Annotated in this window: 25 protein-coding genes and 1 tRNA gene; 13 read left to right on the plus strand and 13 right to left on the minus strand. The window is 63.1% G+C overall.

Going from position 1 to position 23,886, the window contains the following annotated elements:
* The first annotated feature begins 7 nt into the window (after positions 1-7).
* Positions 8-868, plus strand: a complete 861-nt coding sequence (gene nadC, locus ACZ1JM_RS13970; RefSeq protein ID WP_465132984.1) for a carboxylating nicotinate-nucleotide diphosphorylase — start codon at positions 8-10, stop codon at positions 866-868.
* Positions 865-1,566: a ribonuclease T2 family protein gene (locus ACZ1JM_RS13975; RefSeq protein ID WP_465132985.1), complete on the plus strand. Its 702-nt coding sequence runs from the start codon at positions 865-867 to the stop codon at positions 1,564-1,566. Before nadC ends, ACZ1JM_RS13975 begins: the two co-directional genes overlap by 4 nt.
* 23 nt (positions 1,567-1,589) lie before the next feature.
* Here the strand turns inward: ACZ1JM_RS13975 and ACZ1JM_RS13980 are convergent, their stop codons facing one another.
* Positions 1,590-2,045: a nucleoside deaminase gene (locus ACZ1JM_RS13980; RefSeq protein WP_465132986.1), complete on the minus strand. Its 456-nt coding sequence runs from the start codon at positions 2,043-2,045 to the stop codon at positions 1,590-1,592.
* 116 nt (positions 2,046-2,161) lie between these two features.
* On the opposite strand from ACZ1JM_RS13980, the gene rpmB reads away from it, so the two are divergent.
* The gene (gene rpmB, locus ACZ1JM_RS13985) at positions 2,162-2,446 is read left to right on the plus strand and encodes a 50S ribosomal protein L28 (RefSeq protein ID WP_465132987.1); all 285 of its coding nucleotides are present in this window, start codon (positions 2,162-2,164) and stop codon (positions 2,444-2,446) included.
* 98 nt (positions 2,447-2,544) lie between these two features.
* Here the strand turns inward: rpmB and ACZ1JM_RS13990 are convergent, their stop codons facing one another.
* The 4 genes from ACZ1JM_RS13990 to xseA are packed head-to-tail and all read right to left on the minus strand — an operon-like array spanning position 2,545 to position 6,231.
* Positions 2,545-3,558, minus strand: a complete 1,014-nt coding sequence (locus tag ACZ1JM_RS13990) for an esterase-like activity of phytase family protein (RefSeq protein ID WP_465132988.1) — start codon at positions 3,556-3,558, stop codon at positions 2,545-2,547.
* Between the two features lie 48 nt (positions 3,559-3,606).
* Positions 3,607-4,500, minus strand: coding sequence for a M23 family metallopeptidase (locus tag ACZ1JM_RS13995; protein ID WP_465135083.1), 894 nt, complete (start codon positions 4,498-4,500; stop codon positions 3,607-3,609).
* Positions 4,501-4,507: 7 nt separating this feature from the next.
* Positions 4,508-4,711 carry a DUF2093 domain-containing protein gene (locus tag ACZ1JM_RS14000; protein ID WP_465132989.1) on the minus strand — a complete coding sequence of 68 codons (204 nt, stop codon included), beginning with the start codon at positions 4,709-4,711 and terminating at the stop codon, positions 4,508-4,510.
* A gap of 20 nt (positions 4,712-4,731) precedes the next feature.
* Positions 4,732-6,231, minus strand: coding sequence for an exodeoxyribonuclease VII large subunit (gene xseA, locus ACZ1JM_RS14005; protein ID WP_465132990.1), 1,500 nt, complete (start codon positions 6,229-6,231; stop codon positions 4,732-4,734).
* Between the two features lie 5 nt (positions 6,232-6,236).
* On the opposite strand from xseA, the gene purD reads away from it, so the two are divergent.
* Together purD and ACZ1JM_RS14015 are read left to right on the plus strand one after the other, a co-directional pair.
* Positions 6,237-7,520, plus strand: coding sequence for a phosphoribosylamine--glycine ligase (gene purD / locus ACZ1JM_RS14010; protein WP_465132991.1), 1,284 nt, complete (start codon positions 6,237-6,239; stop codon positions 7,518-7,520).
* Positions 7,521-7,522: 2 nt separating this feature from the next.
* Complete coding sequence (locus tag ACZ1JM_RS14015; RefSeq protein WP_465132992.1) at positions 7,523-8,035, plus strand: hypothetical protein; 513 nt, start codon at positions 7,523-7,525, stop codon at positions 8,033-8,035.
* A 58-nt stretch (positions 8,036-8,093) separates the two neighbouring features.
* Here ACZ1JM_RS14015 and ACZ1JM_RS14020 read toward each other — a convergent pair whose 3' ends face one another.
* The 7 genes from ACZ1JM_RS14020 to ACZ1JM_RS14050 form a co-directional block, all read right to left on the minus strand.
* On the minus strand, positions 8,094-8,510 hold the full coding sequence (locus tag ACZ1JM_RS14020; RefSeq protein WP_465132993.1) for a DUF3035 domain-containing protein: 417 nt from the start codon (positions 8,508-8,510) through the stop codon (positions 8,094-8,096).
* 4 nt (positions 8,511-8,514) lie between these two features.
* Positions 8,515-9,045: a signal peptidase II gene (gene lspA, locus ACZ1JM_RS14025; RefSeq protein WP_465132994.1), complete on the minus strand. Its 531-nt coding sequence runs from the start codon at positions 9,043-9,045 to the stop codon at positions 8,515-8,517.
* A complete protein-coding gene (locus tag ACZ1JM_RS14030; protein WP_465132995.1) occupies positions 9,042-12,032 on the minus strand; it encodes an isoleucine--tRNA ligase in 2,991 nt (996 codons plus the stop codon). The genes lspA and ACZ1JM_RS14030 overlap by 4 nt, the downstream gene beginning before the upstream one ends.
* A gap of 85 nt (positions 12,033-12,117) precedes the next feature.
* The gene (locus ACZ1JM_RS14035) at positions 12,118-12,741 is read right to left on the minus strand and encodes a lytic transglycosylase domain-containing protein (RefSeq protein ID WP_465132996.1); all 624 of its coding nucleotides are present in this window, start codon (positions 12,739-12,741) and stop codon (positions 12,118-12,120) included.
* A 96-nt stretch (positions 12,742-12,837) separates the two neighbouring features.
* A complete protein-coding gene (locus tag ACZ1JM_RS14040; RefSeq protein WP_465132997.1) occupies positions 12,838-13,923 on the minus strand; it encodes a phytase in 1,086 nt (361 codons plus the stop codon).
* The gene (locus ACZ1JM_RS14045) at positions 13,923-16,718 is read right to left on the minus strand and encodes a TonB-dependent receptor (RefSeq protein ID WP_465132998.1); all 2,796 of its coding nucleotides are present in this window, start codon (positions 16,716-16,718) and stop codon (positions 13,923-13,925) included. The genes ACZ1JM_RS14040 and ACZ1JM_RS14045 overlap by 1 nt, the downstream gene beginning before the upstream one ends.
* Before the next feature lie 190 nt (positions 16,719-16,908).
* Positions 16,909-16,983 (minus strand) — tRNA-Thr (locus tag ACZ1JM_RS14050).
* Positions 16,984-17,095: 112 nt separating this feature from the next.
* On the opposite strand from ACZ1JM_RS14050, the gene ACZ1JM_RS14055 reads away from it, so the two are divergent.
* From ACZ1JM_RS14055 to ACZ1JM_RS14080, 6 genes are read left to right on the plus strand one after another with little or no spacing between them, the layout of a single operon-like run.
* Positions 17,096-17,326 carry a hypothetical protein gene (locus ACZ1JM_RS14055; protein WP_465132999.1) on the plus strand — a complete coding sequence of 77 codons (231 nt, stop codon included), beginning with the start codon at positions 17,096-17,098 and terminating at the stop codon, positions 17,324-17,326.
* 52 nt (positions 17,327-17,378) lie between these two features.
* Positions 17,379-18,065: a 2,3-diphosphoglycerate-dependent phosphoglycerate mutase gene (gpmA, locus tag ACZ1JM_RS14060; RefSeq protein ID WP_465133000.1), complete on the plus strand. Its 687-nt coding sequence runs from the start codon at positions 17,379-17,381 to the stop codon at positions 18,063-18,065.
* A 3-nt stretch (positions 18,066-18,068) separates the two neighbouring features.
* Positions 18,069-18,554 (plus strand): 5-(carboxyamino)imidazole ribonucleotide mutase, encoded by a 486-nt coding sequence (gene purE, locus ACZ1JM_RS14065; protein ID WP_465133001.1) that lies wholly within the window; start codon positions 18,069-18,071, stop codon positions 18,552-18,554.
* A 24-nt stretch (positions 18,555-18,578) separates the two neighbouring features.
* Complete coding sequence (locus ACZ1JM_RS14070; protein ID WP_465133002.1) at positions 18,579-19,637, plus strand: 5-(carboxyamino)imidazole ribonucleotide synthase; 1,059 nt, start codon at positions 18,579-18,581, stop codon at positions 19,635-19,637.
* A 14-nt stretch (positions 19,638-19,651) separates the two neighbouring features.
* Entirely contained in the window at positions 19,652-20,137 is a 486-nt protein-coding gene (locus ACZ1JM_RS14075; RefSeq protein WP_465133003.1) for a dihydrofolate reductase, read from the plus strand.
* 12 nt (positions 20,138-20,149) lie between these two features.
* On the plus strand, positions 20,150-21,082 hold the full coding sequence (locus ACZ1JM_RS14080; RefSeq protein ID WP_465133004.1) for a bifunctional riboflavin kinase/FAD synthetase: 933 nt from the start codon (positions 20,150-20,152) through the stop codon (positions 21,080-21,082).
* Between the two features lie 71 nt (positions 21,083-21,153).
* On the opposite strand, the gene ACZ1JM_RS14085 is transcribed toward ACZ1JM_RS14080, so the two are convergent.
* Entirely contained in the window at positions 21,154-22,035 is an 882-nt protein-coding gene (locus ACZ1JM_RS14085; RefSeq protein ID WP_465133005.1) for a UTP--glucose-1-phosphate uridylyltransferase, read from the minus strand.
* 189 nt (positions 22,036-22,224) lie between these two features.
* Here ACZ1JM_RS14085 and murA point away from each other — a divergent pair, with 189 nt between their 5' ends.
* Complete coding sequence (gene murA / locus ACZ1JM_RS14090; RefSeq protein WP_465133006.1) at positions 22,225-23,505, plus strand: UDP-N-acetylglucosamine 1-carboxyvinyltransferase; 1,281 nt, start codon at positions 22,225-22,227, stop codon at positions 23,503-23,505.
* Positions 23,506-23,585: 80 nt separating this feature from the next.
* The gene (locus ACZ1JM_RS14095; protein WP_465133007.1) at positions 23,586-23,804 is read left to right on the plus strand and encodes a hypothetical protein; all 219 of its coding nucleotides are present in this window, start codon (positions 23,586-23,588) and stop codon (positions 23,802-23,804) included.
* Positions 23,805-23,886: the final 82 nt, after the last annotated feature.

Below are 23,886 nucleotides of genomic sequence, written 5' to 3' on the forward strand. Positions count from 1 at the left end.
CGGCGCCATGACTTCTTTCATGATCACCGGTTTCGACCTGACCGCCTTTGTCGATGCAACGCTCGACGAGGATCTTGGCGTCGGGTTGCCCGGCGGCGGTCATGACGTGACCTCGGAAAGCGTGATCGATGACACGGCGCGTTTCTCTGGCGTCATGGACTCGCGCGATGCCATCACGGTTGCGGGTCTACCAATCGCTGCGGCGTTTTTTCGCAAGCTCGATCCGGCGATGGAAATCGAGATATTGGTGGCGGAAGGCACGCAGGTCACGCCGGGTACGCATCTCATGCGCCTCACCGGCAATGCCCGCGCCATGCTTACCGCCGAACGCAGCGCGCTGAACACCGTCCAGCATCTCTCGGGCATCGCCACGATGACACGCCAGTATGTTGATGCCATGGGCGGCAATGCAACGCTGCTGGATACGCGCAAGACCATTCCCGGGCTGCGTCACCTCGAGAAGTACGCGACGCGGCAGGGCGGTGCCCGCAACCACCGAATGGGCCTGTGGGACGCGGCGATGATAAAGGACAATCACGTCCTCGTCGCCGGTGGCGTCGGCCCGGCAGTGGCCCGAGCGCGTGAGGCGGGCGTTGCCCAGATCATCTGCGAGGTCGATCGTCTCGACCAGATCGAACCGGCGATAGAGGCAGGCGCTCATCATCTGCTGCTAGACAACATGGGGCCGGATATGTTGCGCGAGGCGGTGGCAATCGTAGGCGGGCGCGTCCCGACCGAGGCGTCCGGGGGGGTCAACCTGTCGACAATCGCCGCAATCGCGGCAACCGGCGTCACCTATGTGTCGGTCGGCCGCCTTACCCAGAGCGCGCCTGCCGCCGACATTGGACTGGACTTCACGCCGCTGTGAGGATCGCGGCGCTGCTGTTCACGGGTTTGGCCGTGCTGCCCGGCCCTGCCCTCGCCCAGGCGTACCAGTGCAGAATTCCGCGTCAGATCGAGCCTGTTCGTTCTATCAGGCCCGATGGCCCGGTGCGGCGAACGCCGATTTCCGGCTATACACTGGCGGCAAGCTGGTCTCCCAACTACTGCAAGATGCAGCGTGACACGCGGTCGATGCAGTGCGCCAAGGAGAATGGCCGATTTGGCTTTATCCTGCACGGCCTGTGGCCCGAGGCGTCGGGGGGACCTTCGCCGCAGTGGTGCGCCACCCAGACGTTGCCCTCGCCAAAAATCCTTAGGGACCATCTGTGCATGACCCCCTCACCGAACCTGCTTGCACATGAATGGGCGAAGCACGGCAGTTGCATGGTCAAATCGCCCGCAAAATACTTTCGCGTCAGCGCGATTTTGTGGCGCTCCATTCAATGGCCGGATGCCGACCGCCTTTCCCGAAAGCGTGACCTGACGGCGGGGGATTTCAGAGACAATTTCGTCACCGCGAACCGGGGTTGGCCGCGTAGGGCGATCGGGCTTGATGTCAGCCGCACGGGTTGGTTGCGCGAAGTTCGGCTGTGTTACCGCAAGGATTTTCGGCCAAGTGCCTGCGATGCCCGCCAGTTCGGACCTGCAGATACCGCCTCCCTCAAGATATGGCGCGGCTTGTAAAACGGATGGGTGATCGAGGGGCGCTACCGTCGTTCGCGGAAGAATCCGCGCAGCAGGGCCGCCGATTCGGCTTCGCCCATCCCGGTATAGACCTCCGGACGGTGCAGGCATTGAGCATGATCGAAAACCCGTGCGCCGTGCTCGACCGCGCCACCCTTCGGATCGGAAGCGGCATAGTAAAGCCTTGAAATCCGGGCGTGGGCGATGGCTCCCGCACACATGGCGCAGGGTTCCAGCGTGACCCATAGTTCGCAGCCCTCCAGGCGCTCATTGCCCAGAATCCTAGCCGCCGTGCGAATCGCTTCGATCTCGGCGTGGCTGGTGGGATCGTGGCGGGCTCGGGGGGCGTTGCGTCCAGAGGCGATCAGGCGACCATCCTTCACGATCACCGCCCCGATCGGAACTTCGCCTGATTCGGCGGCTTCACGGGCTTGCGCCAGCGCCAGAGCCATGTATTCGGGAAGCGGCCAACGAGTCATGGGTTTGCGCTAGCCGCTGAAAAACCTGTGTGCAACTTGACCTTGCACAGGGGAATCGCTAATGGCGCGCCTTCCCGTTTCTACGGCAACAGATCTTTTTTCGAGCGAGAGTGAACATGTCCCGCATTTGCGAACTGACTGGCAAGGGCCGCCAGGTCGGCTGCAACGTCAGCCACGCCAACAACAAGACCAAGCGCGTCTTCCTGCCCAACCTCCAGAACGTTACGCTTCTGTCGGATGGCCTTGAGCGCAGCTTCAAGTTCCGCGTTTCGACCCACGGTCTGCGTTCCGTCGAGCACAACGGTGGTCTCGACAACTGGCTGCTTAAGACGTCGGACACCAAGCTCTCGCCGCGCGCCGTCAAGGTGAAGCGCGAGCTGAAGAAGCAGCAGGCAGCCTGATCGCGGCGCTCTCCTGACGGGGAGCGTTTCACGGCTGAGCGCTCAAAACAGCGTGCGAGGTTCTTCCTCGCGCGCTGTTTTGCGTGAAGTGCCGTAAGTCAGCGCGGCCATGGAAGGTCGTCGAGATCGGTCGTCAGCTTCCACAACAAGGTGCGTTGCAGGACGCGCATGTTGTTGTCGTCGGACATCAGCCAGACGGACACCCGTCCTTGCTTACCCGGCACGACTGCCATCGCTTCGAAGTTGTCGACCGGCAGGATCGACGCCAGCGACGCGAGTGGTGTGGAGCGCCAGACCTGTCCCGGGCGTACTTGGGCGGTATCGGCGATGACGATTCGGCCTGCAAAGCGCATCGGCAGCGGCCACAGCAAGCGTCGCATCAGGATCAGCGCGCGGCCATCGGGCAACAGAGCCATGTCGACCACCGAGAAGTGATCGGGCCCATCGAAGCGGAACGCCTGCCCCCTGCCCCCTTTTGTGGGGTCGCTCGAAAATAGCACGGCTTCGTGCTGGCGAGGCTCACGCCATGACGGGGGCATTTCCTGAATCGCGATGAAGCGGCCATCGGGCAGACGCACCATTGCCTCCGCTCCGGTGTTTGATCCCCAACCCGCCATAAGCCGGGGGGAAGCGGACTTCTCCTCTTTCAGCTTGGGTGACAGGCGCACGATCCGGTTGCTGCCTTCCAGCGCGACCCAGAAGTTCTCGGAGACAGGATCGTGCGTGACCGACTCGACATCGTGGCCGTCCTTGTCCTGCTCCCGTTCCTTGAATGCGATCGTCCTGACTTGCGGAGATGATCCGGACTTCGCGCCCGGGGGATCGAACGTCAGCACATGGCCTGCGTCATTGAACGCCATCAGTTGGCCGTCGTTACGCGCCACTATCCCGGAAAAGCCAAAGACCCGCGCAGCATCGGATTGCAGCTGCCAGGCGCCTTCCAGCGCGAATGGGCCGAGATAGCGCCGGAGCATTGCCGGCGATGGCATCGCGGTTCGCGTGAACTTTAGCTGGGGCGATGCGGGATCGGGGCGCTGCGGTACGGCATCGTGAGCGAACGTGAGCCACAGAAGCGCAGGGGCAACGAGAATGAGAGCGATGCGGCGGCGCACCGCGTCTGCATAGGTGAATTCAATGGGTTGGCAAGCGCCTGTGTCGGCTCAGTTCATTGGACCTGTGAACAGCAGGGGATCAAGCCGCGCATCGTTCCATTTGATCGACCAATGCAGATGCGGCCCGGTCGCTCGCCCGGTTGCACCGATCCGCCCGATGACCTGACCCTGCTTCACATGCTCACCCTCCTTCACGAGGATCTGCGAGCAATGGAGGAAGGCGCTGTTGAGGCCCAACCCGTGGTCCAGCATCAGCAGATTGCCTTCCAGCGTGAACGGTCTTTCCGCCGCCAGGATCACGACGCCGTCCGCCGGAGCGACAAACGGCGCGCCGCTGCCTCCGGTGCTGATGTCCAGGCCCGAGTGATAGGCGCCTGGTTCGCCCCGGTACACACGCTGAGAACCGAACAGCCCGGAAATGCGGCCTTTGGCTGGCCATATGAAACCCTGCCGCCATCCTTGCGCATCGGAGACGACGTTGCGAGCTGCAGCGATGCGAGCAAGCTCCGGTCGGCGAAGAGCCAGAAAAGCGTCGGACGGGCCGCCGGGACTGCGGGCAATATTGACGTTCTCGATCCGCCAGGCACGCGGCGCGATGGCGATGCGCTGCTCGCCGATCGAGCCGTTGGAGAGGACTGTCCGCAGTACCGCCTGAGCGCTGGCATCCCGATCGAAGGCCGCGAACCAGCTTCCGTCGGCAGCCACCTTCACCGGCGTTCCGTCGAGCGACAATGTCCGCATGCCGCGCGGCAAGGTTCCGCGTATCCAGCCGCCCTGCGTGAGTTCGCCGCTGAACGGAAGCGTCACCGGTTTCGGTGCAGCGGCCGGGGCCGATGGTGCGGTTCCGGCGCGCACAGCCGCGCGGATGACCGCAGGAGTCGCCGCTATCGCGACAGCGGCCCCAATGACCAACAGCGTCAGGCTTCGCCCACGCCCAATCATCATGGGATCAGGCTTGGCCGAGAAGGCGCTTGGTAGCAATTTCGGGCGAAGCGTAGGCTTCCTGGCGATCCACGCTCCAATAGCGGAGCGCTTCAAGCGCGATCGTCTCGCCGGTGACGGCACAGTTGACGTAGTGGCCGTTGCTCAGGACGCGAAAACCATTGGGGCCATAGGCGAGCTTGGCGGGACGATCGGCAGAAGACATCAGCATGGTGTCACCTTAGCAGAGCATCACGATCCGAACAAATCGTCCTGTCGGGGAGTAATCGCAGCTGGCCTTGCCTGTTTGCGCGGAGATGCGGTGGCGCTGGCGGGCTCGTCACCGCTGGCTGTCGTCACCGGCAGATCGCCATCACCGAACTGTACGATCAGATTCACCTCACTGCACGCAGCCGCTCGATTGGTAAGCGCGCGGCCGTCCGCCGATTTCACCAACGCATAGCCGCGTTGTAAAGGCAGATGGGGATCCAGCTGCGTCAGAACCCGCGCCCACGGCGCAAAGGTATGTTGCGCGTGATCCAGACGCTGGGTCAGGAGCCGCGCCGTCAGTCCGGTTCGCTCCAGATCCTTGGTGGCTGACTGGAGACGGTGGCGTAGCAGCGGCAGGGAAAGCTTCCCCGCGACCTGATGCAACGCCTCGCGCTTGGTCGATGCTTCGTCCCGCAGGCCGCGTCGTAGCCGTTCCGACAATTCATCCAGACGTTGGGCCTTGGCGGCAAGGATCGCATCGGGCTTGGGCAGTCGCTGGCTGCGCGCCTCAAGCCGCTCACGCCCCAACGTCACCGGACGCAGCGCGCAGCGGCGTTTGCGCAGGCCCAGCTCATCGAGTTGCGCGGCGAGTTCCGCGCGTACCGGCACGGCCATCTCGGCCGCGGCTGTAGGGGTGGGCGCACGACGGTCTGCAGCGTAATCGCACAGCGTCGTATCCGTCTCATGGCCGACTGCCGAGATGACGGGAATAGTCGATTCGGCTACGGCGCGAACGACGATTTCCTCGTTGAAGCTCCAGAGGTCTTCGATAGACCCACCGCCGCGCGCAACGATCACCAGATCCGGTCGCGGCACCGGTCCACCCGGCTGGATCGCCGAAAAACCGCGCACCGCATTCGCGACCTGCGCCGCCGCGCCTTCGCCCTGCACCAGCACAGGCCAGACGAGCACGCGACTCGGGAAGCGGTCCGCCAGACGGTGAAGTATGTCGCGAATGACCGCTCCGGTTGGCGAGGTCACGACACCGATAACACGCGGTAGAAATGGCAATGCCCGTTTGCGCTCGGGTGAAAACAACCCTTCGGTGGCCAATCTTGCCCGCAGCTTTTCCAGAAGCGCCAGCAGCGCGCCCTCACCGGCGATTTCCATCGACTCGATAACGACCTGGTACTTGGACCGGCCGGGGTAAGTCGTCAGCTTGCCCGTGGCGATCACTTCGATGCCGTCTTCGGGCCGGAAAGCCAGCCTCTGTGCGCCGCCCTTCCACATCACCCCGTCGATGACCGCCTTGTCATCCTTGAGCGCGCAATAGAGGTGGCCCGAGGCGGCGCGCTTGACGCCCGAAAGCTCTCCGCGAAGCCGCACGAAGCCGAACCGATCCTCGACCGTGCGCTTGAGCAGATTGGAAATCTCGCTGATCGAAAGCGGCGCGGCGTTGTCCCCGGCGGTGTCCTTCGCTACCAGCCCCCCCGGACGATCGTCGGCGGTCTCGTCGGCATCGAAGAACGAATTGGAAGGCACGGGTAATGAACATCCTGCTATTGGGCTCGGGCGGCCGCGAACATGCGCTGGCCTGGAAGCTGGCGCAATCCCCGCTCTGCGATACCCTGTGGGCCGCGCCCGGCAATCCCGGGATCGCAGACGTAGCGACCTGCATTGCACTCGATGCGACGGATCATGCCGCCGTGCTGGAATTCTGTGAGACCAACGTGATCGGCCTCATCGTGATCGGCCCGGAAGCGCCGCTTGTCGACGGCTTGGCCGATTCGCTTCGAGGCCAAGGCTTCGCCGTGTTCGGACCGAGCAAGGCCGCAGCGCAGCTGGAGGGGTCGAAGGGGTTCACCAAGGACCTCTGCGCCCGCGCCAACATTCCGACGGGCGGGTACGAGCGTGTGTCCAATCAGGCTGACGCGCTGGCCGCGCTGGCGAAGTTCGGCGCGCCGGTGGTCATCAAGGCGGATGGGCTGGCAGCGGGGAAGGGCGTGACCGTGGCGATGACGATGGTCGAAGCCGAAGACGCGGTGCGCGATATCTTTGCCGGACGTTTCGGCGAAGCCGGAGCCGAGGCCGTGATCGAGGAGTTCCTGGAAGGCGAGGAAGCCAGCTTCTTTGCCCTGACGGACGGCAGCACGATCGTGCCTTTCGCCTCCGCGCAGGACCACAAGCGCGTGGGCGATGGCGATACCGGCCCCAACACCGGCGGCATGGGAGCCTATAGCCCCGCCAAGGTGCTGACGCCTGAGTTGCAGGCGCAGGCGATGACCCGGATCATCGCTCCCACCGTCCGCACGCTGACTAATGAAGGCAGGCCTTATTCCGGCGTCCTGTTCCTGGGCCTGATGCTGACCGCCAAGGGACCGGAACTGATCGAATATAACTGCCGCTTTGGCGACCCGGAATGCCAGGTCATGCTGATGCGGCTGGAATCGGATCTGGTGGAACTGCTGCACGCCTGCGCCGAGAGTCGGCTGGCAGCCATCGAGCCGCCGCGCTTTTCCGATGACGTGGCGCTGACGGTGGTGATAGCGGCGGACGGTTATCCGGGAACGCCTGCAAAGGGCGGGGCGATCGGCAATCTTGCCATGGCAGAGCAGCAGGGCGCCAAGGTGTTCCACGCCGGAACCGCGATCAGCGATGGCCAGCTGGTGGCCAGTGGTGGCCGGGTGCTGAGCGTCACTGCCCGTGCTCGCACTGTGACGGAGGCGCAGTCCAAAGCGTACGCAGCCGTGGATGCCATCGACTTTCCGAGCGGGTTCAGCCGCCGTGACATCGGCTGGCGAGAGGTTGCGCGCGAAAAGGCGCTAGCCTGATTGTGCTGAAACACGCCGATCCGATCCTGAAGGTCTCGCTCGCTGTGGCTCTGCTGCTGGCGGGTGGGGGCGTTGGGTATTACTACGGCATCTACCTCCCGGCGCAGGACCTTCATCGGCAAACGCAGGAAATGACGGCGCGGCAATCGCAGGCCCAGGCGCAGGCGCGTGAACTGGCCCAGCGCGCAAGGCGCGAAGCGGCGGCGCAGGCGCAGTACCAGCAATGCGTGGATTTTGCTGAGGTCTCCTACCGACAGCGCTGGACGCAGACCTGTCAATCGATGCACGATGCCGATCAGGCTGCGTTCGAGGATTGCGCCGACGATTTCTTCAGCACGAAGCGAGGGTGCCTGACCAAGCATCCGATCCGTCCGGCCCGTGATTGCGCTTTGCCTTCGCAGGCAGCTCAAAGCCTGTCAGACGCGCGCAACCAGCGACGGGCCCAGTGTCTGGGCCAACTGGAAGCCGCTCAGCAGGGACGGCCAACGAGCCCCGCCGCGGATGCAGCGCTCTAGCTGCTCATGAAAAAGGCCGGACAATTGCCCGGCCTTCCAGCTTTTCAGGATCGGACGATCAGCCGCCGATGGCGGTCTGCGCATCGCGGCCGTCGCCTTCCGGGGCGGACAGGATCGCGCGAGTGATCTGGCCCTTGGCGACGGAATACGTTGCCGGGTCGCCTACTGTGGAACGGATCGAGGGGTCTGACGTGCCAGCAAGGCTGAGCGTCGTTTTTTCGATGTCGCTGCGGGCTTGCGGACCGCCGAACAGGGCGTCCAGCGTCTGCTGCTGCAGCGATTCGTCGGCAGGGCGCGGCTGGCCTTCCTTGGGCGGGCTGAGCGAGAAGTCTGGTGGAACCACCAGCGGCGTCTGCCGCTGAACCGCGAATTCGTCAGGACGATTGCGGTTGAACAGGCCGGTGCTGCCGCACGCGGAAAGCAGGATCGCCCCGGTCGTGACGGAAAGGAGGGCAGCCGATTTCTTCATGCGCATCAATTCAACTCGCATTCTTTTGAGCTTCTGGGGCGGAATCCGCCGCTGCATCGGGCTTGTCGCGCGAAAGCAGGGATCGGGCAAGGATAATCAGGACGCCGATGGTGATCGCCGCGTCGGCCAGATTGAAAATGAGGAACGGGCGAAAATTACCGAAGTGCAGGTCGGCATAATCGATCACGTAACCCACCGCGAAGCGATCGCGGATATTGCCTGCCGCGCCGCCAAGCACCATGCCCAGCGCCGCAATTTCAGGCAGCTTGCGTTCGCGCAGCAGCCACCCGAAGACGAACGCGGCGATCGCGCCGGTCATCGCCACCAGCCCCCAACGCGCTTCGGGAGAGCCGGCGGTAAACAGGCCGAGCGAAACCCCGAAGTTTTGCGTCCACGTCAGATTGAAGAACGGCAGGATGTAGACCTGGCCGATCCGGTCCAGATCGACGGTGTCCACGACCCAATCCTTGATCCCGACGTCGATGGCAAACACGATCGCCGCGATCAGCAGGCCAATCAGGCGCTTGCGCCATACAGTCACGCTGCGGTTTCCACGTGCGCCACGGCATCTTCGCAACGCGCGCACAAGTCACCGTCCTCCGCCACTTCGGGCAGATGGCGCCAGCAGCGGCCGCACTTGTGGTCATGGGATGGAGTGACGCTCACCGTTTCGCCCTGCTCGCGCGTGACTTTCCCGGTGATGAACAGTTCGGCCAGATCCGCTTCCGGGGCGGAAGCGGGCACGATGACTTCGGCAGCGAGGCTGGAGCCGATGACCTTTTCGCGGCGAAGCGGCTCGATCGCCTCGGTCACTTGCTGGCGCAAGCTGCGCAAGGTCGCCCAGCGATCGAGGTCGGCTTCGGCGGCAGGCACTTCCGGCCATTCCAGCAGATGCACGCTTCCGGCGTCCGGGTAGCGCGAGGCCCAGGTTTCTTCCGCCGTGAACACGATCACCGGCGCAGCGTAGCGGATCAGAGCGTGGAACAGCGTATCCAGCACGGTGCGATAGGCGCGGCGCTTGGGGTCGCCGGGTGCATCGCAATAGAGGCAGTCCTTGCGGATATCGAAGAAGAAGGCCGACAGATCCTCGTTGCAGAAATCGAGGAGGGCGCGGACATACGTATTGAAGTCGAAGCTATCGACTGCGGTGCGAAGCGTCGTGTCCAGCTTGCCCAGCAGCGCCAGAACATAGCGTTCCAGTTCCGGCATCTGCGCCACGTCGACCCGCTCGGCCTCGTCGAAACCGTCGAGTGCGCCCAGCAGATAGCGCAAGGTGTTCCGCAACTTGCGATACTGGTCGGCCACGCCTTTCAGGATCTCGTCGCCGATGCGATGGTCTTCGGTGAAATCGACCGATAGCGCCCAAAGACGGATGATGTCCGCCCCGTTGGTTTCCATCACCTTGAGCGGGCTGACCGTATTGCCCAGCGACTTGGACATCTTCATGCCCTTGGCGTCCATGGTGAAGCCGTGGGTCAGCACCGTCTTGTACGGCGCATGGCCGCGCGTGGCGCACGATTCGAGCAGCGAGGACTGGAACCAGCCGCGATGCTGGTCCGACCCCTCGAGGTACAGGTCCGCCTTGGGTCCAACGTAGCCTTCGGGCCGCAGAAGATCAGGCCAGCGGCCCGATTCCAGCACGAACGCATGGGTCGAACCGGAATCGAACCACACGTCCAGAATGTCAGCGACCCGCTCGAAATCGTCGGCATCGTAGTCCGGGCCAAGGAGATCCTGTGCCGCTTCATCCGACCAGGCATCAACACCGCGTTCCAGTACGGCGGCGACGATACGCTCGTTTACCGCTTCGTCGACGAGATATTCGCCGGTCTTGCGGTCCACGAATAGCGTGATGGGCACGCCCCATGCGCGTTGGCGGGAAAGGACCCAGTCGGGCCGACCTTCGACCATCGCACCGATGCGGTTGCGGCCCTTGTCGGGAACGAAGCGCGTTTGCGCGATCGCTTCCAGTGCGGCAGCGCGCAGGGTGGGGGCGGCGTCGAGCTGTTCCTCGACCGGGTTTACCGCGCCGCCTTCGCCTTCCCAGCGGTTCTCAGCCTTGGTCTTGGGCGAGATGTGGGTCATCGGCTTGTCCATCGGCACGAACCATTGCGGCGTGCAGCGATAGATCACCTTGGCCTTGGAGCGCCACGAGTGCGGATAGCTGTGCTTGTAGTCAGCCGACGCCGCCAGCAGCGCACCAGCTTCGCGCAAGTCGCTGCAGATCGGGCCTTCGGGTGCATTGAACTTGGGGTTGATGACCGATCCCTGTCCGGCCAGCCACTGCCAGTCCTCGCGATACTTGCCGTCAGCTTCGACCGCGAACTTGGGGTTGATGCCGTGGGCCTTGCACAGATCGAAGTCGTCCTCGCCATGATCGGGCGCCATGTGGACGAGGCCGGTGCCGCTTTCGGTCGTGACGAAATCGCCGGGCAGCAGGGGACGAGGTTCGGCAAAGAAGCCGCCGAGCGCGTGCATCGGATGGCGCGCTATGGTTCCGGCGAGGTCGAAGCCTCGAAATTCACGAATTGTATGCGGCGTGAGGACAATTGTTCCGGCACCTTCAGATGCCAAAATACTAGTCAAGTATGCTGAGACGCGCCGGGCAAACTCGTCAATGAGCTGTTTCGAAATGATGAAACGACGAGCCATCAACGACGCAAGGATCGGTAAATCCCCAGGCGACGTTTGCGGCCCCCAGCCCACGGTGCCGACACCAAACCCAATTAATTCGTACTCAACCTCCGGCCCATAAGCCAAAGCCTGGTTCACCGGAATCGTCCACGGCGTAGTCGTCCAGATCACCGCATGCGCGCCGACCAGTTCGGGGATCGGCGACTCAACGATCTCGAACGCCACGTCGATCTGGGTCGAGGTGATGTCCTCGTATTCGACTTCGGCTTCGGCAAGCGCGGTCTTTTCGACCGGGCTCCACATTACCGGCTTGGCGCCGCGATAGAGCATGCCGCTTTCAGCGAATTTCAGCAGTTCGCCAACGATGGTGGCTTCGGCTTGGAAATCCATCGTCAGGTACGGGTTATCCCAGTCCCCATTGATGCCAAGGCGCTTTAACTGTTCGCGCTGCACGTTCACCCAGTTGCGGGCATAGGCGCGGCATTCGGCGCGAAATTCCTCGGCGGGAACCTCGTCCTTGTTCTTTTTCTTCTTGCGGTATTCTTCCTCGACCTTCCACTCGATGGGCAGGCCATGGCAATCCCAGCCGGGCACATAAGGGGCGTCCTTGCCGAGCAGGATATGGGTGCGCACCACCATGTCCTTCAGGATATGGTTCAGCGCGTGGCCGATGTGCATGTCGCCATTGGCGTAGGGCGGGCCATCGTGAAGAATGAACTTTTCGCGGCCAGCGCGCGCTTCGCGGGTCTTGCGATAGATGTCGTCCGCCTGCCAGCGCGCCAGAATGCCCGGCTCCTTATGGGGCAGCCCTGCCTTCATCGGAAAATCGGTCTTCGGCAGGAAGACGGTCGATCGCCAGTCTGCCTTGGGTGATGCGTCGCGCGGTTCGGTCATAACGGGACGCGCACTAGAACAAATGCGCAAGTCTTGGAAGGGCGCGTGAGGCCTATCGGCAGCGGCGATCGCGGGCGGCTGCGGCCTACTGGCGCACCGGGTCCGTCAGCCGCGCCATGATGGACGCGACGTAAGCGCGCGTCTCGCGGATATTGGGGATGCCGCCGGCCTTGATGACACGGCCCGGCCCGGCGTTGTACGCGGCCAGCGCCCGCTCGATATCGCCGCCAAAGGCATCGAGCTGCATCCGCAGATAGCGCGCGCCGCCTTCCAGGTTGGACATTGGATCGGCGGAGTTGATGCCCATCTGCGCGGCGGTGCCCGGCATCAGCTGGGCAAGACCGCGAGCGCCGACCGGCGACACGGCCCGTTCGTTCCAGCGGCTTTCCTGCCACACCACCGCTTCGAGCAGGGCAGGGCTGATGTCGTATTTCGCGGCAAGGACAGCCACCCGCTGGCGCCAGCGGTCAGGCCCGGCGGCGTCCAGCGCATCGGTGATCGACTGCGGATGAAGATCGCCATCGACGACCAACGGCGCTTCGGCGACCTGCCCGACGGATGCAGCATCAATCGCGACCGAGCGGGCAGGGCCACCGGCGACCCATTGCGCGCCATCATCGCCGATCTGCATGACATCGGCGTGCGCGATCCCGGGCATGGCCATACCCAGCAGCGCCACGATCACGCCAGTTGCACCGATCCGCTTCACTGATTCGCTTCCCTCACCATCCGCAGATGCCCCTATCGCATCCTCGCCCTGATTTACAGTTAACGTATCGCGATGAAGGGCAGGGCGGATGCATGCTCAGTTGATCCCCAGCGCCGTGCGGATGGCGCGCCAGGACAGCAGCTTGAAGTTCTGTGCCTTGGGCGCGTTGTCGCCATCCTGCGCGACGAACAACCCTTCGGGATAGGTAGGGCCGAAATCGCCGAGCATCACTTCGATACCGTCGGTATCGCTGGTGCCGCCAAGCGCGCCGCCGTTGATGCGGAAGCGGCCGGTTGCTTGTCCGGTCGCCAGATCGAACAGGGCGTACGCGTTGTCGCCTTGGCTGGAGGCGATCAGCATGGCGCGCCCGTTCGTCTGGCAGGCGATGGCTAGACCTTCGATATCGTCCACAAGTCCATCAGCCTCACCGACTTTCTTGAACGATTGCGCGATAAGGGCGGGGGCGGAAAGCGGAACCTTCCAGATCGCCACATCCTCTTCGGCGACGTAGAGCGTGTCCGTCACGTCATCGACCACGCAGCCTTCGGACTGGGTGGCGAACTTTACGTCGCGCATATGCTGGGCGGTGACGCGACCGGCGTTTTCCACCAAGCGGCTTTCGGTGACGGTCCCGTCCTTGAGCACGACATAGGCCCGCGCCAGCTCTCCAGCAGCAAGCGGAGCGCCCATGCAGAAGCCGTAGGCCTCCGCCGGGGCGTGGCCGGGCTTCAGGAATGTCTCGGAACCCAGAGCCGTCAGTTTGCCGGTGGTCCCATCAAGCGTGAACAGGGCGATGCGTGGTTCGGCCCTGTCGGTACGATCGCTGGCGGCCACAAGGATGCGGTTCGATCCGTCCGCCATGCGTACTTCACGAAGGTCGACGTTGTTGAGCGCACCTGCTGCGGCGAAATCGCGCACCTGTCCGTCCAGCCCGTAGACGTACAGGCCGGCCTTCTTGTCGGTGCCAAGAACCAGGCTGGCCGCCGGATTGGCGGCATTGCGCCAGATCGCCGGGTCATCCGCGGCGTCGGCATTGCCGGTGCCGACGGGCACGGTTTCCCCCTCGGCCGGAATGTCGGTGGCGGCATAGCGAGGGCGGGGGGCCTCGCTGGTGCCGGTGGTGGCGCAACCGGCCAGCAGCAGAGCGGCCGACCCGGCGAGCAGGAACGTGCGCAAGGTCATCAGAACGTCACCCGCGCGCCGAACTTCACGGTCGATCCATATTCCTCGTACTGGAGCAGGCGCTGCGCTCCGGCGAAGTTCTGGTACGCGTAATACTTGGCGTTGTTGACGTTCACCCAGTCGGCGAACAGGCGGATGTTTTCAGTCAGCTTGTACTTGGCGGAAAGGTCCAGCTGGAAGTGCTGGTTGACGATGCGATCCATGTCGGCCGATTCGGCTACCTCATCGAGGTACTTATCGCGGAACGTGCCGGCGGCGCGCAGGCTGATCGGACCCTTCTCGTACCCGAGCACGACGTTGAAGGTGTTCTTTGATGCGTTGGGCAGGTTGATCCGGCGAGCGACACCGTCATCGTCCAGCACGGTGCCGCGAGCGTAGGTGTAGGTGTAGTTCAACTGGGTCAGCAAGCCGTCGAAAGGAGATGGCAGCATCGAGAAGACCTGGCTGTAGCTGAGTTCCACACCTGCGATCTCTGCCTTGCCGCCGTTCACCGGAATACGCAGTTCCGTGTAAGGCACGCCGTTGAACACGCCTTCCTCGGTCGAAAATGCGCTGTAAGTGTAGTCCTTGATCGACTTGTAGAACGTGCCGACGGTGAGCGCGCTGTTGTTGGCGAAGTAGTATTCGAACCCGGCATCCATGTTCCATGCCTGATACGGGCGCAGGGCAGGGTTGCCGAATTCTGCTTCACCATCCTCGTTGATCGAGTAGCGCGGCGCCAACTGGCCCAGCTTGGGGCGAACCACGGTCTTGTATCCGGCCAGGCGGGCCACCAGGTTCTGCTGCGGGCTGTAACGCACCGTCAGGCTGGGCAGCCAGTTGGTGTAGTTGCGGCTGTAAGTAACCGGCGACACGGCAATGTCGCCGTCTTCCGGAACGACCACGAGGTTGCCGCTCATTTCGTTATGGGTGCGCTCGACACGGACACCGGCGATCACGCGAACCGTGGCCGAATCCCACCGTCCCAGCAGATAGCCGGCGGTGATGTCTTCCCTGACCGTGTAGTCGCTCACCGAGCTATCGATAAGGCTGTCCTCGGGGTTCAATTCGAACCCTGCGGCGTTGGCGAGATAGAAATCGGCGGATCCGCGCTTGTTGGCGACCGGACCTATATCGGCCAGACGATAGGTCTGCGTGCCGAGCAAGTCAGCCAACGTGAAATCACCGTCGAAGTCGTCGAAGCGGCTCATCGTGAAGTTGTATGACTTTTTGCGCCAGCGTGCCTTCACGCCGCCCTGGATGGTAAAATCACCATCGGAGCCAGCGAATGTGCGGGCGAGGTCTGCCTTGGCGGCCCACTCGCGGTCCTGGCTGTCGGACAGCGTCGTCAGTTCAAGGCGGTCGAAGCCGTAGTTAAGCGGATTGTTCAGTGCCGCCCCGCCGCTGGCAGCGGAATAGGTCGGGAAATAGCGGCCCGAATTGTCGATATCGACAGCGACACCAGAATCGTTCTCGAATTCGGCGGCAAAGCGCATCGGATCGAGCGAGAACGTCTCTTTCTCCGTCGATTTGGCGTAGCTGGCCTGCCAGTTGAACTTCCATGTGCCGGTATCGGTATCGCTGCCGATCGAGACGGAGCGGATGCGCTGGCGCTCGAAGCGATCCTTGTGATCACGCTCGACAGTCAGATTGTCGCCGTCGTCAAGAGCGGCAGTATCGAAGCGCACGTTTGACCCGATCGACGCGCTGGCCTCCCCGAAATCGCCAAAGTCGAACGTGGTGCGGCGGCGATATTCGTGGTCGTCAAATTGCGACCAGTTGCCGCGAACATAAGCCTTGGTAGTGTCCGACACGCGCCAGTCGAACGACAGCGCTGCATTGATGCGGGTACGCTCGACATCGTAATCGCGGTATTCCAGCGTTTCGCCGTAGACCGCGCCGTTATCGTCCTGCGTCCAGTCGGCCATCTCGACGTTGTCGGTTTCGAACTTGCGCTTGTAATAGCTGACCGACCCCGCAATGCCGAAATCATCGCCCAGTTTCTGGGTGAAATCGAACGCGCCCTTGGGCGTCAGTTTGTTGGAATAATCGTTCCAGCTGCCCTCGGCACTGACGGAATAGCGGTTCTTCTTGGTATCGAACGCGCTGGTGGTGTGGATCTCCACCGACGCGCCGATGAAGTCGCCATCCATGTCAGGCGTGAAGCTCTTCTTCACTTCGATCGATTCGATGGTGTCAGATGAAATCACGTCTAGCGCGACGGAGCGGGCTTCCGATTCGGGCGCGGGCAGGCGCACGCCGTTGACCGACGTACCGTTAAGGTCGGGGTCAAGGCCGCGCACCGAAACATAGCGGCCTTCGCCCTGATCGTTCAGGATGTTGAGGCCGGGCAGGCGGCGCAGCGATTCCGCTACGTTCTGGTCGGGAAACTGGCCGACCGCGTCGCGGGTGAGCACCGATTCGACGCCGTCTGCAGCTTTCTGGCGCGACAGGGCGCTGGTGAGGTTGGCGGTCTGCCCCGTGACGAGGATGTCTCCGCCACCGATTGCGGGTAGATCGAAATCGCCGGTCACCCCGCCCTTGGCGGGAACGGTGATGCTCTGCGTGGTGATTTCCGCACCGACGTAGCGCGCTTCGATGGTGTAGGTCCCGGCGGGAACGTCGCCGATCACATAGCTGCCGCCACGGTCGGTTTCAGCCACGCGATTGAGTTCGACGATGCGAACGGCTGCGGACTGAAGCCCGCGCGATCCGGTGGCGTCGTTGACGTGACCGGTAATTTCACCGGCCTGTGCGATGGTGGCGAACGAGGCAGAGGCAAGCAGCCCCGTCAGGAGCTGGATCGAACGTGTCATGTGCGAGAGTATTCCCTGTGGCGACGTTATGTCTTGCAGGGGCCCCTACGGTCGTTTGATGACAGTCAAATGTGATTGCGAAGACAGTTTGATGACGGCCATGAATGGTGTCAGCATCGTGCTAGAGATACATGGAATAGGCCGCAAACAGCCTTGGACACTCAATCGGAACGGTGAGAAGGGAGGGGAATGGTGCTGCTAGGGAGGATTGAACTCCCGACCTCACCCTTACCAAGGGTGCGCTCTACCACTGAGCTACAGCAGCGCCGTTCCGGCCCCGGCAAGCGGGGCGCCATCGTTATGGCCCGGTCACCCGGGGCAGGGGGGCGCTATTGTCTGCGGCCGCGCCGATTGTCAAGCGCGGGTTGCGCTTTGCCATGCAAGACGGCATCTCCACCGCGATGCCCGATGACGACACGAACCCGCAAGGGGAGGCCAAACCCGCCGAAAAGCTTAGCCGTGAGGAGCGGCTGGCGTTGAAGCTGCGTGAAAACCTGCGCCGCAGGAAGGCACAGGCGCGGGCGTCGTCCACGGGAGAGAATGCGCGATCGACAATGGAGACCGACGCCGAATCAGGCAGGCTTCCCAAAACGCCCTCGGAAAGCTAGGGGCAGCGCCAGACTGCAATCGGTCCAGTCCTGTCGAATTGGGAGCTACGCCTTGCCTCGCCTGATCCTTCTCCGCCACGGCCAGAGCCAGTGGAACCTAGAGAACCGCTTCACCGGCTGGTGGGATGTGGACGTAACCGAAAAGGGCGAGGCTGAGGCCCGCGCCGCCGGTGCTCTCCTGAAAGACAAGGGCCTGCTTCCCGATGTCGCTTTTACCTCGCTCCAGACCCGCGCGATCAAGACGCTGCATTTTGCGCTGGAAGCGGCTGGTGTGCTGTGGATTCCCGAAACCAAGGACTGGCGCCTGAACGAGCGTCACTATGGCGGCCTCACCGGGCTGGACAAGGCTGAGACCGCCGCCAAGCATGGCGATGATCAGGTCAAGATCTGGCGCCGCAGCTTCGACATTCCGCCCCCGGTGCTGGAGCGCGGCAGCGAGTTCGATCTGTCGAGCGACGCGCGCTACGCCGGCATCGACGTGCCGATGACCGAGAGCCTCAAGGACACCATTGCCCGCGTCCTGCCGTATTACGAAGGCTCTATCGTCCCGCACCTGAAGACGGGCGCTACCGTTCTGGTCGCCGCGCACGGCAATTCGCTGCGCGCGCTGGTCAAGCATTTGTCCGGCATTTCGGATGACGAGATCACTGGCCTTGAAATTCCGACCGGCCAGCCGATCGTCTACGATCTGGCGGACGATCTCGCCGTGCTCGACCGATATTACCTCTCGGAGCGTTGATCGATGGCTGACGCCGTGCCCGTAGCGATCGTCATGGGCAGCCAGTCCGATTGGCCGACCATGATCAAGGCTGCCGAGATGCTCGACAAGCTTGGGGTCGCCTACGACGCGCGAATCGTCTCAGCCCACCGTACGCCCGAACGTCTGGTCGATTTCGCCAAGGGCGCTGCGGCGGAGGGCTTCAAGGTGATCATCGCCGGGGCCGGGGGCGCGGCTCACCTGCCCGGCATGGTCGCCTCGATGACGCACCTGCCGGTACTGGGCGTGCCGGTTCAATCCAAGGCGTTGTCCGGGCAGGACAGTCTGCTGTCGATCGTGCAGATGCCGGCGGGGATCCCCGTCGGTACGCTGGCCATCGGTGAAGCGGGAGCGGCCAACGCGGGCCTGTTGGCAGCCTCGATCCTGGCAACCTCGGACGATGCGCTGGCTGATCGTCTCAAGGATTTCCGCGCGGCGCAGACGGCAGGCGTGGCGGAACGCCCGGCCTGACATTTTGACACGGACCAAGGCATCATGATCCCCCCCGGCGAGACGATCGGCATTCTAGGTGGCGGCCAGTTAGGTCGAATGATTGCGATGGCGGCGGCGCAACTTGGCTATCGCTGCCACGTCTACGCGCCGGAGCCTGATTCCATCGCCGCCGACGTCTGCGCGCAGTTCACCTGCGCTGAGTGGGACAATGCCGAGGCCATGGCCCGCTTCGCTGCGGATTGCGCGGTTATCACGTACGAGTTCGAGAACGTGCCGGTAGCGCCTTTGGGGGCACTGGGGGAAACGCCGCTGCTGGCGCATGCCCGTGCGCTGGAAACCGCGCAGGATCGCCTGAACGAAAAGCGTTTCGTCACCGATCTCGGCGGTCGCCCTGCCCCTTTTGCCGCTGTGGACAGCGCTGCCGATCTGGCCTCTGCCATCGCTGGGATCGGAACGCCTGGCATCCTCAAGACGCGGCGCGACGGCTATGATGGCAAAGGTCAGTGGCGCCTCATGTCACCGCAGGATGCTGATGGCCTGGTCCTCCCGGAAACCGCGCTGATCTACGAAGGGTTCGTCACGTTCTTCGCTGAGTTTTCGGTGATCCTGTGTCGCGGTGCGGATGGCGATATCCGGTTTTTCGATTCCGCCCACAACATCCATGAGGGCGGCATTCTGTCGATGAGCACGTTGCCAGCACCCGATGCCTTGTTGGCGCAAGTGCCTGTAGCCCGCGAACTGGCGGCGAAAGTGGCCAAGAGCCTCGACTACGTCGGCGTGCTGACGCTCGAATTCTTTGCAACCGAGGACGGCCCGGTGTTCAACGAGATGGCCCCTCGCGTTCATAACTCAGGGCACTGGACCATCGAGGGCGCGATCACCAGCCAGTTTGAAAACCACGTTCGGGCGATCTGTGGTCTGCCCCTGGGCGGCACCGGACTTGCCGCACGGGGCGTGGAAATGCGCAACCTGATCGGCGATGAGGTGTACGACTGGCCAGCCATCCTCGCCGATCCGGCCAACCATCTGCACCTTTATGGCAAGGCCGCTGCGAGACCAGGCCGCAAGATGGGGCATGTCACCCGTCTGATGCTGGACTGACGGGGACAAGCCGAGTGGCGCAGGAAATTGTCCTCATCTACGCTCGCGCGGCTAACGGCGTCATTGGCCGGGACGGTGCCTTGCCTTGGCGGCTGCCTGCCGATCTGAAACGGTTCAAGGCGATGACAATGGGCAAGCCCATGATCATGGGCCGCAAGACTTTCGAAAGCTTTCCGGCGCCGCTTCCGGGCAGGCGGCACATCGTCCTGACTCGCGATCGCGATTGGGAAGCTGCGGGGGCCGAAGTAGCTCATTCGATCGAAGAGGCGCTGGCGATGGCCGGTGACGGGGAAGTGGCGATCATCGGCGGCGCACAAACGTACGCATTGCTTATGGACCGAGCCGACCGCATCGAACTTACCGAAATTCACGAGGACTTCGACGGAGATACTCGGGTGCCTGCGCTTGGACATGAATGGCACGAGGTTTCCCGCGACGAACACCCCGTCGCGGGATCATTTCCCGCGCACGCTTTCGTGACGCTCAAGCGCGCCCTATAGCCTTCCACACCCATGATTCGCCTTACCAACCAATCGCCATTTCCCGATGCGCTGCGCGGTGCCGTGCTGGCGTTGGGCAATTTCGACGGGTTCCACCAGGGCCATCAGGCCGTGGTTGGAGAAGCAATACGCTGGGCGCGCGAACTGGGTCGCCCGGCCATCGTCGCGACGTTCGATCCGCATCCGGTGCGCTATTTCAAACCGGATGCGGAGCCTTTCCGCCTGACCACTCTGGACCAGCGCGAGGAATTGTTCGCGGCGGCTGGGGCGGATGCCATGCTGCTCCTGCACTTCGATGCCGACATGGCGGCCATGCCGGCCGACGCCTGGATCGAGGAGATGCTGGTGCGGCACATCGGCGCCGTAGGCGTCGTTACCGGTGAAGATTTCACGTTTGGTCAGGCGCGCGGCGGCAACCCGCAAGTCCTGCGCGACGTAGGTGCAAGGCATGGCTTGGAAGGCCGCACCGTGGGGCCGGTCAGCGATGAGGGCGGCATCGTATCGTCCAGCCGCATCCGCTACGCGCTGAAAACCGGCGATTGCGAGACCGCAGCGCGCTTGCTTACCCGGCCTTTTGCGATCCGGGGCAAGGTCCAGCACGGCGACAAGCTGGGTCGCACGATCGGCTATCCCACCGCCAATCTTGATATGGGCCGGTATCTGCGCCCGCTCTACGGTATTTACGCTATCACGGGGCGTCTGCCCGATGGTCGCGTGGTTCAGGGGGCCGCGAACATCGGCATCCGCCCGACGTTCGATCCACCCAAGGAATTGCTCGAACCCTATTTCTTCGATTTCAGCGGTGATCTGTACGGTCAGGAAATCGAAGTGGCGTTTCATCACTTCCTGCGACCCGAAGCGAAGTTCGATTCGCTCGATGCGTTAACTGCGCAGATGGCGCTTGATTGCGATCAGGCCCGCGAGCTTCTTTCCCGCGACGCCTGAGCGCCTGCCAATGAAAAAGCGCGCCACCAGCATGGTGACGCGCTTTCGTTAGTTTGGGTGAAGGGGCTGAATCAGCCCAGCATCTTCTTCACCATTGCCCGCACGTCATCGCCAAGGTCCGGACGGTCCAGTGCAATGGCCAGTGTCGCCTCGACGAAGCCGAGCTTCGATCCGCAGTCAAACCGGCGCCCGGCAAACGTGACGGCGTGGAAAGGCTGCTCGCCGATCAGCTTGGCCATCGAATCGGTCAGCTGGATTTCACCGCCAGCGCCTTTGCCCTGGGTTTCCAGCAGGCCCATGATTTCAGGCTGCAGGATGTAGCGACCCGAAACGATCTTGTTCGATGGTGCTTCGGCGACCTTCGGCTTTTCGACCAGGCCCTTCACCTCGGTCAGGGCGCCGTTTGATGCGCCGGGGTCGATCACGCCATAGCTCGATACTTCGTCCATCGGCACTTCGAGGACCGAGACGAGGTTGCCGCCCACTTCGTTGTACGCTTCCACCATCTGCGCCATGCAGCCGGGCGAACCGTACATCAGCTCGTCCGGCAGGAAGATCGCGAAGGGCTCGTTTCCGATCACCGCCCGCGCGCACCATACTGCATGGCCGAGGCCCAGCGGCACCTGTTGACGGACAGTGACAAGATTGCCGGGCTGGATGCGTGTCGGCTCAAGCGGATCAAGCGACTTGCCCCGCCCGGTCATCGTCGCTTCCAGTTCGTAGGCAGTATCGAAATGTTCGACGATCGCGGTCTTGCCGCGTCCGGTGACGAACACGAATTCCTCGATCCCAGCCTCGCGCGCTTCGTCAACCGCGTACTGAATCAGCGGGCGGTCAACGACCGGGAGCAGTTCCTTTGGAATCGCCTTGGTGGCGGGAAGGAAGCGGGTGCCAAGACCTGCGACGGGAAATACGGCCTTGCGGACGGGCTTGCGGAAGTTCGTTTCACTCATGGAAATGGTTCGTGCCTCGCTCGTATTGCAACATCGTTAAAGCCGGTTGATCATTCTGACGCAACCCGGGCCAGGTTAACTCTTGGAAGGCCCCGATCAACTCCTGGCCGGATGGTAAATCCCCCGGCCATGCCCAAGGGTTCCCATTGGCCCCGTTGCTCGTCGCGCGATACCCGCTAAAGGACGGAAATGGACAAGATCATTATCGAGGGCGGCAAGCGCCTTTCCGGCACCATCCCCGTTTCCGGCGCCAAGAATGCCGCGCTCACTCTGGTTCCCTGCGCGTTGCTCACGGAAGAACCGCTGACCTTGCGCAATCTGCCGCGCCTCGCTGACATCGACGGTTTTCAGCACCTGATGAACCAATTCGGCATCTCGACGGCGATCGCCGGCAACCGGCCGGAGGATTTCGGCCGGGTGATGACATTGCAGGCAACGCGGATCACCAGTTCGGTCGCCCCCTATGACCTGGTGCGCAAGATGCGCGCGTCGATCCTGGTGCTTGGCCCGATGCTGGCGCGCATGGGTGAGGCCACCGTGTCGCTTCCGGGCGGCTGCGCGATCGGCAACCGACCCATCGACCTGCACCTGAAAGCGATCGAGGCGCTGGGCGCGCGGATCGAAATGGCTGCCGGTTACGTAAAGGCCGTGGCTCCCGACGGCGGATTACCGGGCGGGCGTTACTCCTTCCCGGTCGTGTCCGTCGGCGCGACAGAGAACGCGCTGATGACCGCCGTTCTGTGCAACGGTAAATCCACATTGCACAATGCCGCTCGCGAGCCTGAGATCGTTGACTTGTGCAACCTGCTCGTGGCGATGGGCGCGCAGATCGAAGGGATAGGCACGTCCGACCTGACGATCCATGGCGTGCCCCGCCTGCATGGTGCGACGTACATGGTCATGCCTGACCGCATCGAAGCCGGGTCCTATGCCTGTGCGGCGGCGATCACCGGTGGCGACGTGCTGCTGAAAGGCGCGCGGATCGAGGACATGGAGGCCACCGTTCAGGCGCTGCGCGATGCAGGCGTCCATGTTGAGCCGCGTGCCGATGGCCTGTACGTGGCGGCAGATGGCCCGCTTCGCCCGGTTACGCTGTCCACCGCGCCCTATCCGGGGTTTGCGACCGACATGCAGGCGCAGTTGATGGCGCTGCTGTGCCGGGCGGAAGGGTCCAGCGTCCTGACCGAGACGATCTTCGAGAACCGCTACATGCACGTCCCTGAACTGAATCGCATGGGCGCGCGGATCGAAACGAAGGGTCGCACCGCCATCGTTCATGGCGTGCCGGGCCTGACCGGGGCGGACGTGATGGCGACCGATCTGCGTGCATCCATGAGCCTCGTCATCGCCGGTCTTGCAGCGCAGGGGCAGACGCAAGTTCATCGCCTCTATCACCTCGATCGCGGGTACGAGCGTCTCGAAGAGAAACTGGCACTGGTCGGTGCGCAGATCGAGCGCGTGGGCGACTGATCCAAACTTAAAATAGCGGAGAGAAACCTTACGGCTTCGTGGCGCGTTGGAGTTCTGATAATTCAGAGAGGAGATCCGACATGGGCCTTATCAAGTTGGCTGCTGCCGGCGCCGTAGGATATGCGCTGTACAAATACGCGAACAAGGACAAGCTGGAGGCCGTACTGGCTGACGGGGATCGCCCTAACGTCCGTGGCTCTGGCCCGGATCATATGACGAACCCGCCGAAGTCCTGGAGCAAGACGGACGAAGCGATCGATGAAAGCTTCCCGGCCAGCGATCCGCCGTCCACTTACTAACCATCGCTCTCTTGAAAAAGGCAGGACGCCCGTTGCGGCTTCCTGCCTTTTTCATTGTGCCAACCACCCCGGTCGGCTGGAA

The organism is Novosphingobium sp. BL-S-24 (genome assembly GCF_055521575.1).

What these genes read in the sequence shown, in the direction of transcription:
- ACZ1JM_RS14095 (WP_465133007.1), top strand. Translation starts at nt 23,586, where the DNA reads ATGGGCCTTATCAAGTTGGCTGCTGCCGGCGCCGTAGGATATGCGCTG.
- nadC (WP_465132984.1), top strand. Translation starts at nt 8, where the DNA reads ATGACTTCTTTCATGATCACCGGTTTCGACCTGACCGCCTTTGTCGAT.
- purD (WP_465132991.1), top strand. Translation starts at nt 6,237, where the DNA reads ATGAACATCCTGCTATTGGGCTCGGGCGGCCGCGAACATGCGCTGGCC.
- ACZ1JM_RS14000 (WP_465132989.1), bottom strand. Translation starts at nt 4,711, where the DNA reads ATGCTGATGTCTTCTGCCGATCGTCCCGCCAAGCTCGCCTATGGCCCC.
- ACZ1JM_RS13995 (WP_465135083.1), bottom strand. Translation starts at nt 4,500, where the DNA reads ATGATTGGGCGTGGGCGAAGCCTGACGCTGTTGGTCATTGGGGCCGCT.
- ACZ1JM_RS14080 (WP_465133004.1), top strand. Translation starts at nt 20,150, where the DNA reads ATGATTCGCCTTACCAACCAATCGCCATTTCCCGATGCGCTGCGCGGT.
- ACZ1JM_RS14045 (WP_465132998.1), bottom strand. Translation starts at nt 16,718, where the DNA reads ATGACACGTTCGATCCAGCTCCTGACGGGGCTGCTTGCCTCTGCCTCG.
- ACZ1JM_RS14020 (WP_465132993.1), bottom strand. Translation starts at nt 8,510, where the DNA reads ATGCGCATGAAGAAATCGGCTGCCCTCCTTTCCGTCACGACCGGGGCG.
- ACZ1JM_RS14085 (WP_465133005.1), bottom strand. Translation starts at nt 22,035, where the DNA reads ATGAGTGAAACGAACTTCCGCAAGCCCGTCCGCAAGGCCGTATTTCCC.
- murA (WP_465133006.1), top strand. Translation starts at nt 22,225, where the DNA reads ATGGACAAGATCATTATCGAGGGCGGCAAGCGCCTTTCCGGCACCATC.
- rpmB (WP_465132987.1), top strand. Translation starts at nt 2,162, where the DNA reads ATGTCCCGCATTTGCGAACTGACTGGCAAGGGCCGCCAGGTCGGCTGC.
- ACZ1JM_RS14055 (WP_465132999.1), top strand. Translation starts at nt 17,096, where the DNA reads ATGCAAGACGGCATCTCCACCGCGATGCCCGATGACGACACGAACCCG.
- ACZ1JM_RS13980 (WP_465132986.1), bottom strand. Translation starts at nt 2,045, where the DNA reads ATGACTCGTTGGCCGCTTCCCGAATACATGGCTCTGGCGCTGGCGCAA.
- purE (WP_465133001.1), top strand. Translation starts at nt 18,069, where the DNA reads ATGGCTGACGCCGTGCCCGTAGCGATCGTCATGGGCAGCCAGTCCGAT.
- ACZ1JM_RS14070 (WP_465133002.1), top strand. Translation starts at nt 18,579, where the DNA reads ATGATCCCCCCCGGCGAGACGATCGGCATTCTAGGTGGCGGCCAGTTA.
- ACZ1JM_RS14040 (WP_465132997.1), bottom strand. Translation starts at nt 13,923, where the DNA reads ATGACCTTGCGCACGTTCCTGCTCGCCGGGTCGGCCGCTCTGCTGCTG.
- ACZ1JM_RS14030 (WP_465132995.1), bottom strand. Translation starts at nt 12,032, where the DNA reads ATGACCGAACCGCGCGACGCATCACCCAAGGCAGACTGGCGATCGACC.